General features: G+C 33.3%; 9 protein-coding genes and 2 pseudogenes. 10 read left to right on the top strand and 1 reads right to left on the bottom strand.

The features are described from left to right. Positions 1-84: 84 nt before the first annotated feature. From ABE048_RS16645 to ABE048_RS16625, 5 genes are all read left to right on the top strand, one after another. Positions 85-573, top strand: coding sequence for a DUF2716 domain-containing protein (locus ABE048_RS16645; protein WP_430312395.1), 489 nt, complete (start codon positions 85-87; stop codon positions 571-573). A gap of 93 nt (positions 574-666) precedes the next feature. Continuing rightward, the gene (locus tag ABE048_RS16640; RefSeq protein WP_430312394.1) at positions 667-1,176 is read left to right on the top strand and encodes a MepB family protein; all 510 of its coding nucleotides are present in this window, start codon (positions 667-669) and stop codon (positions 1,174-1,176) included. Between the two features lie 200 nt (positions 1,177-1,376). Then, positions 1,377-1,835 carry a VOC family protein gene (locus ABE048_RS16635; RefSeq protein WP_430312398.1) on the top strand — a complete coding sequence of 153 codons (459 nt, stop codon included), beginning with the start codon at positions 1,377-1,379 and terminating at the stop codon, positions 1,833-1,835. Positions 1,836-2,551: 716 nt separating this feature from the next. After that, on the top strand, positions 2,552-3,349 hold the full coding sequence (locus ABE048_RS16630; RefSeq protein ID WP_430312393.1) for a fumarylacetoacetate hydrolase family protein: 798 nt from the start codon (positions 2,552-2,554) through the stop codon (positions 3,347-3,349). Positions 3,350-3,877: 528 nt separating this feature from the next. Next, positions 3,878-3,994 (top strand): YjcZ family sporulation protein, encoded by a 117-nt coding sequence (locus ABE048_RS16625; RefSeq protein WP_430312392.1) that lies wholly within the window; start codon positions 3,878-3,880, stop codon positions 3,992-3,994. Between the two features lie 390 nt (positions 3,995-4,384). Here ABE048_RS16625 and ABE048_RS16620 read toward each other — a convergent pair. Then, positions 4,385-5,254 (bottom strand): annotated as a pseudogene (locus ABE048_RS16620) (SDR family oxidoreductase). A gap of 141 nt (positions 5,255-5,395) precedes the next feature. Between ABE048_RS16620 and ABE048_RS16615 the strand changes: the two are divergent. The 5 genes and pseudogenes from ABE048_RS16615 to ABE048_RS16595 all read left to right on the top strand — a co-directional run bounded on the left by ABE048_RS16615 (position 5,396) and on the right by ABE048_RS16595 (position 10,621). Next, positions 5,396-5,780: pseudogene (locus ABE048_RS16615) on the top strand (winged helix-turn-helix transcriptional regulator). Positions 5,781-5,962: 182 nt separating this feature from the next. Continuing rightward, complete coding sequence (locus tag ABE048_RS16610; protein WP_430312391.1) at positions 5,963-6,595, top strand: hypothetical protein; 633 nt, start codon at positions 5,963-5,965, stop codon at positions 6,593-6,595. Positions 6,596-6,612: 17 nt separating this feature from the next. Beyond that, positions 6,613-6,867, top strand: a complete 255-nt coding sequence (locus ABE048_RS16605; RefSeq protein ID WP_430312390.1) for a zinc ribbon domain-containing protein — start codon at positions 6,613-6,615, stop codon at positions 6,865-6,867. A gap of 207 nt (positions 6,868-7,074) precedes the next feature. Continuing rightward, positions 7,075-8,835 carry an ABC transporter transmembrane domain-containing protein gene (locus ABE048_RS16600; RefSeq protein WP_430312389.1) on the top strand — a complete coding sequence of 587 codons (1,761 nt, stop codon included), beginning with the start codon at positions 7,075-7,077 and terminating at the stop codon, positions 8,833-8,835. Then, positions 8,828-10,621 carry an ABC transporter ATP-binding protein gene (locus ABE048_RS16595; RefSeq protein WP_430312388.1) on the top strand — a complete coding sequence of 598 codons (1,794 nt, stop codon included), beginning with the start codon at positions 8,828-8,830 and terminating at the stop codon, positions 10,619-10,621. The genes ABE048_RS16600 and ABE048_RS16595 overlap by 8 nt, the downstream gene beginning before the upstream one ends. Positions 10,622-10,701 lie beyond the last annotated feature (80 nt).

Genomic DNA, 10,701 nt, shown 5'->3' with positions numbered 1-10,701 from the left:
ATAAGCGCTCATTTTTCATTAAACGGCCAGATTGTTGAGTAAGAAATGCTATAATATATCCTACTATAGGAAGTGGTGATTCAAATGAAAAACTGGCTTGAACTATCCGATGTAGAGTATGAAAAAGTGTGGAATAAACTATATGACGAATTGAAATTTGAACCAAGTACTACCAATTTCCCATCTTTTGAAGTACCAACTCCTTTTATTACCTACGATATCTCAAACTACTTTGGAGAATATGAAGGTTTGAATGCCTACGATGACTTGGAAGAAAAAGCATTACTTGTATTCCAAAAAATTACATCAATAGATGAATATATTTATGCATTAGATTGGCATCATGAATGTTATTGGATAAATCCCCATTTAGAATATCAAAAAAACGAATTCGATGAATGGACAGTACCGATTTTCACAAATGGCGATTATTACGTCTTTATTCATAAGAATTTTGAGTGGGGATATTTAGGACACCCGTGGGAAAGAACCATAACTATTTTTGGAAAAGAATTGATAAAGGGTTTTTCAACCAATAATGTTTCAAAAAATATTACTTCAGAAATAATGTAAACTATATTCAACTAACGGGCGCTATTCTAGAGTAATGAATCTGAGTTTTATTAAATAAAAGGGCCATTTTGTTTGAAATTTAGGAGTGAAGAAATGAATAATTTTTTTACAGCATTAACTTATGTAAATAAATTGATTTATGAGTCGAATCACTTAACTGTAAAGTCAGTTCAAGAAGAGAAGCAGAATTCTAAGTATGGTGCTGGTACATTTCAATTATCTTCTAAAACAGTTCGATTCAGAGTTGCGAATATAACCCCTACCAAAGTAGGGCAGTTTGTTGCATTTTGGGAAAAGGACGAAAATAATAAAAATCAACCCTACTTATATGAGGAGTCCCCTGATTTATTAGTTATAACTACCTTTAAAAATGAAAATGAGTTTGGTCAATTTATTTTTCCAAAAGAAATTCTTTTAAAACAGAACATTCTTAGGTCTACTTCAACAAAGGGCAAAATGGCAATAAGAGTTTATCCTAGCTGGGATAGTCCGAGTAGTAAACAAGCGATGAAAACTCAAAAATGGCAGTTACCCTATTTTGTTGATATGTGTAATCCGAATAAATTACCCTTAGAAAAAATAATAGAACTGTATTCTCTTTAATCCTCTGCAATCGGGCGCAATTCTTGAAAAGGAATTGTGCCTTTTTAGATAAAGGGCAAATTAATAGAGGAAGAATCTCATAAACTATAGATTAGTTTAGTACAAATAATCATTATTCCATTTACACCAAAAGTTGTAGATATTTTCATTATCTTTTCTGCGATAATTTATTAAAAGTGGATTAAATAGTGGGAATTTATCTGATTGAAGTATTATATGAAGCGCATTTACCAGTAAGTAATTTAAAACAATCTATAGAATTTTATAAAGATCTTGGTTTAGAGTTTGACCATAATGTGGATGGAAAAATAGCGTTTTTATGGATAGAAAAAAATAAAAGTTGGTTAGGGTTGTGGGAGACAGATAAAGTAGAACTTGAGTATCGTCCTTCAATTAGACATATTGCTTTTCAAGTATCTCTTGAGGGCTTGAAAAAGTCAGTTTCTTGGCTTAAAAGTAAAGGGTATGAACCTCGAGAAGCCTTTGGTTTTGAGCCAATCGAACCTTTTGTAATGGCACATGAAGGATACGCTCATGCTAAAATCCATTTCAGTGATCCAGATGGTAATAGTCTAGAGTTTATTTGCAAACTTGCTATTCCGAATAAAATTAATAAACGTATGTATTTAAGCGAGTGGGAGAAAATAAACCTATTTTAAAATCAAAGCACCAGAAGGCGAAAAATTTTTAATTAATGTGTCATGAAGAAACAATGGAAATGAGATTTCTGTATATATAAAACTATAAAATATAGTACCCTTGTTCAACAATCAGGTGCAGTCCTTGAAAAAGGATATGCGCTCTTTTTTCATTTAAGGGCCATTATAATTGAATTACGTCTTTTTTTAAAATGGGAATTTATGTTAAAAAATAGTCGAGATTGTGATGTAATGTACTTAAACTATCGGTCAGGATCGTTTGATTAAGGGCATAGCCACTAGGGAAATGGGAAAGCTATTCCGTAAGAAAAAAGCGGATGGTGATGTCCATGAGAATTCAACCCACATCTATGGTTTATATGACTAAACAAATACCTGAAAAAGATTGGCAACGCTTAATGCACTACGTATTATCAACTCTTGTGGTACACTAATAGGTCCTGCCATTGTATCAGGTGAAAAACGGCAGGAATATTTTAAAAAAGGTGCTTCTTCTTTAAACAGTTAATTATAAAAAGGCTTGACCTATAAAGTAATCGGCAAGCCTTTCACTGTTACAGATTTATAGTTATTGAACTAACCAGCTAATAGTTTGTGAAGAAATGTATTTAAACTTAAGCTAACCGGCCCTGATTATAGTCACCAGATGCACTCTATACGTTCCATTTTTGGTGAAATTTAATATTCATTTAATAAATTATGGAGTTGATACAATCATGCAAGCACTACAAAAAACACAAATGATAGTTCGTTATCGGCACCCTAACAGTAAAGTATATTACGGAATTGTTGAAGGGGATGAAATTATACAATTATCTAGTGATTTTACTGAAATCGTAAAGGATGAACTAAAATATGATGGAACAAGAGTTAAATATAATGATGTTAAGATTTTGGAGCCAGTAATCCCCACAAAAATCATTAATTTTGGCTGGACATATGCTGAACATGCAAATGAGACTGGGGGAAAGGCCAATCTCAAAGAACCGTTTTTGTTTTTAAAACCGACGACTTCTCTTATTCCAGAGCATGGTGAAATTATTCTTCCGCCAAGTGATTTAACGAATCAGGTAGAAATGGAGGGGGAAGTGGCACTTGTTATTGGAAAACGTGGTAAAAATATAAAAGAAGAAGAGGCATTAGATTATGTTTTTGGCTGCACGATCTTTAACGATGTGACGGCAAGAGATCTTACAAAAAGTGATCCTCAGTTTACGCGTGGAAAAGGTTTTGATACCTTTGGTCCGTTGGGTCCGTGTATTGTAAAGGGGTTAGATCCAACTAATTTAAGCATTGTTACAAAATTAAACGGGAAAATCGTTCAAGAGGGAAATACTAATCAGATGTCATTTTCGATTCCTTTCCTTATCAGTTGGATTTCACAGGTTATGACACTTGAGCCGGGTGATATTTTGGCGACAGGCTCCCCTTCTGGAAGTTGTCCAATGAAGTCTGGGGATACTGTAGTGGTTGAAGTAGAGTATATTGGTAAACTGTTTAACTATGTAAAATAGAAAAAATAATCTCAATAAACTTATGATGTTTTGATAATAAAAACCATTTTATGAGTTGGATTTTCAAAATTAACTTCCGCCTTTCTTTGTTTGTATTGAAATAAATTTTGAACAAAATAAGAAGTGGGGTTTATTAGTACTGACAGCTTTATTTTACTTGTACCTACTATTTTAGCTGCGATAAGAGTTAATGAGCTAATTGGATCAGCACCATTTAAGATGATGGTTATTCAGTAATAGGGCGCTTTTCTGTACCATGGTTTCTTACATGTTTTGTGGTGAAGAAGATCTTCATGGATAGCTAACGAGGCGATTGCGAAATAAGAGCAGTCGCTTTTTTAGTATCGGTGCAGTTTAGTTGAAGATTACCATTCTAATGGATGGCTTACTTGTAGAATCATCTTCACTTAAGTAAAAATTATTCTAATGAAACTAATTATTAGTGAAAATAACCATATCAAAAGCACAAAGCATCTCAACTATTTAGCATAAGTTAAAGCATACCTAGATAGAAGGGAGGAATCATAAATGAGTGGTGATTGTGGTTATGGTGGAAATAGTAGTAGCAACACTTTTACTTTAGTTGTTGTCTTGTTTATCTTGTTAATTATTGTAGGAACTTCTTTCATAAAAGGTGGCTACTAAAAAGTGTTAAAATGGAGAGGCCTCCACCCCTTACACTTTAGTACCTAACTTGTTGTGAACCGCCACGCCCCCAATTGTGAGACACAAAATCTAATGATTGGGGCCATTTTATTGGCAAAAGAAGCAACAAACTTCAAATTAACGTAGTCTAACATTTTATAAAAAAGAAATGTAGTATTATAGCGAAGCTATATAATTATTTAATGCTTCTCTAAGTGATGTACTGCGTCTAAGAATTATAACGTATGAAGTTAAAAAGTCTGGCACGTTGTCGATTTGTCGCCTGCGAGCCGGACTGAAGGAATAGAGAAGTGCCAGTCCTCAATGTAGGCTGACACTTTGTTATTTACAAAACTAAGTATTTGATTTTGACTAAAGAATTTGCCACATCTATTTTGTATTTACTAATAGATGTGTTAGTGCTTGTTTTAACGAAGTAGCAGGATGACTTAATAAAAATTCTAAATCTGTATGTGCTGATTCTAATCCACCTTCACGAATACCTTTTTGAGTCATAACTAACATTGGAAGATATGCTTCAGGTACACCAGCACCTTTTAACATTTCTTCAAAAGAAACATCGTCAACTTCTAATAAAGGAACTTCTTTGCCTAATACGTCATTTAACGTATCCACAAATTACTGTTGTGATAAATTTTCACCAAAAAGCTCATAAATTTTATTTTCGTGACCATCAGCTACTAAAACATTCGCTGCTGCTTCAGCTAAATCTGGTCGGTATACCCAACCAATTTTCCCTTCACCTGCAGAAGTTATCCAAGGGGCACCCGCCATACATCCTTGAATTGTTCCAAGTTCGTTTTCTACATACCAGTTGTTACGCAGAATCACATAAGGAATATCTGATTCAATAATTGCTACTTCACGTACTCTATGCAAGCCTGCTAGGAAGAAGTCATTTGCTTCTGCACGCGTAACACTTGGATATATAATTTGTTTTACATTTGTAGCTTTGGCAGCTTCTATTGCGTTTGTATGTTGACGCATAATTTTTTCAAAATCACCAAATGTTGACATGATAAATAGACGATCTACATCTTTGAAGGCAGTAAGTAATGTTTCTTGATTTTCAAAATCCGTTATCCGTACTTCTAAGCCTTGCTCCTTATAGCTAAGTGCTTTTTCAGATTGATCATCGCGTACGCCAACAATTATTTCTTCAACGGATAATCTGGTAAGTAAATTCTCAACAATTTTAGAACCTAAATTTCCATTTGCACCTGTTACTAAAACTTTCATACAATCTCCTCCACTTTAGTGAATTATTTTTGATTTTTGTACCTAATACATATACTATTTCTTAAGAAAGATTTATGGAAGTAGGCATAATTTAATAACATAGTCATAAAAATAGTACCTAGAGAAAAAGGAGATTTTATTATGGCACGTTTTAGTTATCGAGACGAATCGATTTCTGAAGAAATACAACAAGAAATTTGTCCATTAACAGTTACCCAAAATGTAATTGCGGGTAGATGGAAAATCGTGATTTTGTGGCATTTAAGCCAAAAAGAAATTATTAGATTTAATGAATTATTGAGGATGTTACCTGGAATCTCAAAAGGAATCTTAACTAGACAATTAAGAGAGCTTGAAGAGGATGGACAAGTACACAGAGAAGTTTATAAAGTTGTACCACCAAAGGTAGAGTATTCATTAACAGAGCAAGGACAAAAATTTATACCTGTATTAGAAGCAATGCAAGTGTGGGGGAAAGATTTATTAAATAAAAAAAATAGAGATGTACGAAAAACTTGAGGATTAATAAATCGTAATTAACCTCTTAAAAGACAAGATAAAACGATTTTCTTAAATGGAAATCGTTTATTTTTTGTTTCTTATGGAAATTTTAGTCCCGATGTTTAATGTAAAACATAAAACATAATATTGTCTGATTAATATGATAGTATGAGAATAGAATGATATTAACGTAAAAGAGGGATAAATATGACAATAGTGCCTAAGCTGGCTTCGATGTTACAACGACGTGATGAAGAACCAAATATTGAACTAGCACGGGAATTAGTTAACGATCACAATCTTGAAGGTATAAAAGAAGTTATAGAAAACTTATCTAATAAGGATAAAGGAATTCAACAAGATTGTATTAAAGTAGCCTATGAAATTGGGGAAGTTAACCCTGAGCTTATAAGTGAGTACGCTTTAACCTTTATAAATTTGCTGAAAAGTAGTAATAACCGTTTAGTTTGGGGTGCAATGACAGCTTTATCTACCATTGCAACAGTTTCATCTTCGATTATGATGGATAATCTTGATACAATATTTTCAACTATGAAAACTGGCTCCGTAATTACTGTTGATAAAGGGGTATTAACTTTAGCAAAGTTAGCAACTGCAAGCAAGGAAACCAATGAACGAATTTTTCCTTTCCTGCTGAATCATATAGAAACTTGCAGACCGAAAGAAATCCTCCAACACGCTGAGAGTACTCTTATAGCTGCTAATAATGATAATAAAGAGGCTTTTTTAACTGCGTTAAAACAAAGAGAAAATGAATTGACAGCACCTCAATTAAAAAGAATTAATAAAATTTATAAAGTTCTAGGGTTGAATGAATAAAATGTGGTGGAACTATGATGAAAGAATATAAAAAATGCCAAAGCTGTTCTATGCCAATTAAGAAAGCAGAAGACCGAGGTACTGAAAGAAATCATGAAAGAAGCTCAATGTATTGTAAACATTGTTATCAGGAAGGCGAGTTTACTCAAAAAAATATATCCGTAGATGAGATGACGGAGTTTGTAAAAGGAAAGTGTATTGAGATGGGTTTACCTAAATTTTTAGCCGGCATATTCGTTAGAAATTTAGATAAGCTGGAAAGGTGGAAATAGAAATACATATTGAGTTAATTGTTCTAGTTAAGAAAAATTTAACAGCCAAGGGACTTCTATTTGAAGTCTTTTTTTATTTATAAGCTTTTGAAAAGGCAATAAATGAGATTGAAATATTTCATTTTTCGAAATTAATTTTTTCAGTTTCTTCCATAAGTTCTGAATTTTTGATAAACTGATGCCTATGAAGAAAAGAAGGTGAGTATATTGAAAGTCTTTTTTGAGTTAGGATGGTTTTTTAAAGAAAGGAGATGGCAATATATAGCTGGCATTACAATGCTTGTTTTTGTGGCCATGTTACAATTAGTCCCGCCAAAAATTATTGGAATTGTCGTTGATGAAATAGCCAATGCTCAACTAAATTCAAATAGGCTATTAATTTGGCTTGGAATTTTGACGATTACTGCAATTGTAATGTACATAATTCGTTATTTTTGGCGTCAAATGATTTATGGTTCTTCTATGACTCTAGCTAAGCGATTACGAGCTCAATTGTTCAAACACTTCACTTCCATGTCTCCAGCATTTTATCAAAAGCGTCGAGTTGGTGATTTAATGGCACATGCCACGAATGATATATCGGCCGTACAACAGACAGCAGGTAATGGAGTCTTAACATTAGTCGATTCACTTACAACTGGTGGATTTGTTATTTTAGCCATGGCGATTACAATCGATTGGAGACTAACATTAATTGCTCTAATTCCAATGCCTTTTATGGCGTTATCTACAAATATTTATGGGAAGTTATTACATCAACGATTTCATTATGCTCAAGCAGCGTTTTCAAAATTGAATGATAAAACGCAAGAAAGCATAACAGGAATTAAAGTTATGAAAACATTTGGACAGGATAAAGAAGACGTTGAAGATTTTAAACAATTATCACAAGAAGTAGTCGAAAAAAATATTCATGTTGCAAAAATAGACTCTTTATTTGATCCAACCATTTCATTGGTAGTCGGCATTTCTTACTTTCTATCCATTGCATTTGGTGCCAAGTTTGTCATAGCAGGGGATATGACAGTTGGGGACTTAATCGCTTTTACATCCTATTTAGGGTTACTTATTTGGCCAATGCTTGCGTTTGGTATGTTGTTTAATATTATGGAGAGAGGTAGTGCCTCCTATGATCGAATTCAAGCTCTACTGAATGAGAAAATAGATATAGTTGAGACACCAAATGCGATTAATGAAGTACCAAAAGGGGATTTACATTTTAATGTGAAATCTTTTGCTTTCCCTGGTGATGAAACAAAATCTCTTCATCATGTAGATTTTACGTTAAAACATGGTGAAACATTAGGGATCGTAGGGAAAACAGGAGCAGGTAAAACAGCAATACTAAAGTTGTTGCTTAGGGAATTTGATGGGTTTAGTGGGCAAATAACATTTGGAGATAATGATATTGCAGATTATAAAGTCGAAAAATTACGTCAAGTAATTGGCTATGTACCACAAGAACATTTTCTATTCTCTACTTCCCTGTATCAGAACATTGCATTCGTAAATCCTGAAGCGTCTGAAGAAATAGTATATGAAGCTGCTCGAATTGCACAAATTCATGAGGATATATTACGATTCCCTGAAGGCTATAACACAATGGTAGGGGAGAGAGGCGTATCCCTATCTGGTGGACAGAAACAAAGAATATCCATAGCTCGAGCTATACTGATGCAGCCAGAATTATTAGTCCTCGATGATTCATTGTCAGCAGTTGATGCGAAGACGGAAGAAAGTATATTGCAAGCATTAAAAGAAGCAAGACAAAATGCAACAACAATTATCACATCGCACAGATTAAGTGCTTTGCAACATGCACAGCTAATCATTGTGCTACATGAAGGAACCATTGTTGAAAAAGGTACACATGAATCGTTAATGGCTTTAAAGGGTAAATATTATGAAATGTATCAATTGCAACAGTTAGAGAGATTAGTTGAAAGAGGTGGGGGACAGTATGAATAATGAAGAAACAGCCTCTTTAACAAGTAAGGAGCAATGGCAGGTTCTTAAAAGATTGCTAAGTTATTTAAAACCTCATAAAAGATCGTTAATCATTGCCTTACTATTCTTAATGATTACAGTTATAGGAGACATTGCAGGACCATATATAATAAAAATTTTTATGGATGATTATTTAACACCTAGATATTTCCCTAAGAATCCTCTTATTATTCTTGGTATAACGTTTATGGGTATACAATTAGTAAATGTTCTCATTAGTTATTTACAAATGATGCGTTTTCAAAAACTGGCATTAAATGTAATTCAACAACTACGTATTGATGTATATCAGAAAATCCATCTACTAGGTATGCGCTATTTTGATCGAACACCTTCAGGCAGTATTGTTTCTCGAGTTACAAATGATACAGAAGCTATTAAGGATATGTTCGTTACTGTACTAATCGGCTTTGTACAAAGTGGATTTTTAATCATTGGTGTTTACATTGCAATGTTTTCATTAAATATAAAATTAGCACTTGTTACTCTTATATTACTGCCGATTTTATTCATTATTATCCAGTCCTATCGGAAATACAGTGCTATTTTCTATATGGATATGCGAGAGAGATTAAGTCAGTTAAATGCTAAAATTGCTGAATCGCTCCAAGGTATGTCTATCGTCCAAGCATTTCGTCAGGAATCTCGTTTCCGCGATGAATTTGATGAAATTAACGAAAAGCATTTTCGTGCTACCATGAGTAGTATCAAGTTAGATAGCTTAATGTTACGTCCAATTATCGACGTTGTATACGCGTTTGCACTGATATTATTACTTAGCTTTTTTGGGATTACGTCATTTCATGAACCAGTGGAAATCGGGGTAATTTATGCTTTTGTCACGTACATTAATCGTTTTTTTGAGCCGATTAATCAAGTTATGGATAGACTGTCATTACTTCAACAAGCGATCGTATCAGCTTCAAGAGTATTTACATTATTAGATGATCCTGAAATTGATCCAAAACAAAAAAATAATGAAAAATTGCAAGTGCAAGAAGGTCGCATTGAATTTAAGGATGTTTCTTTTTCATATGACGACAAAACAGATGTATTAAAACATATTAGCTTTACAGTAAATCCAGGAGAAACTGTGGCACTTGTTGGGCATACTGGCAGTGGGAAAAGCTCAATTATCAATCTTCTAATGAGATTTTATGAATTTAATAGAGGAAACATATTAATCGATGGTGAATCAATAAAAGAATATCCTAAGCAAGAATTACGAGAGCAAATGGGGCTTGTACTACAGGATCCATTTTTGTTTTATGGTACAATCGCAAGTAATATAAGACTTTATAATAATTGTCTTACAGAAGAAGACGTGAAATCTGCTGCGGAATTCGTTCAAGCACATGAATTTATAGAGCATTTACCGGACCAATATAATCACAAAGTAACCGAAAGAGGATCGACTTTTTCTAGCGGACAAAAGCAACTAATAGCATTTGCAAGAACTATTGCAACCAATCCTAAAATTCTCATTTTGGATGAGGCAACAGCTACAATTGACACTGAAACAGAAGTAGCAATTCAAAAAAGTTTAGAAAAAATGAGACAAGGAAGAACCACTATAGCAATTGCCCATAGATTAAGTACCATTCAAGATGCCGAACAAATTCTCGTTTTACATCAGGGAGAAATTGTTGAACGTGGTACGCATAAAGAACTATTACTACAAAAAGGTCTATACCATAAGATGTATCAATTGCAAAATGGAATAGTAAATGAAATTGAGAGTTTCTAAAGAAAAGACAAAATTTTCATGTAAATGTTTCGCTTTTATTTAAAGTTCGCATTATACTAATAGTAAGAAAGTCAAATGTT

The sequence above is a fragment of the Rummeliibacillus pycnus genome, assembly GCF_050459865.1.
Classification (GTDB): Bacteria; Bacillota; Bacilli; order Bacillales_A; family Planococcaceae; genus Rummeliibacillus; species Rummeliibacillus pycnus_B.
This window is presented reverse-complemented; position numbering and strand designations above follow the sequence as displayed.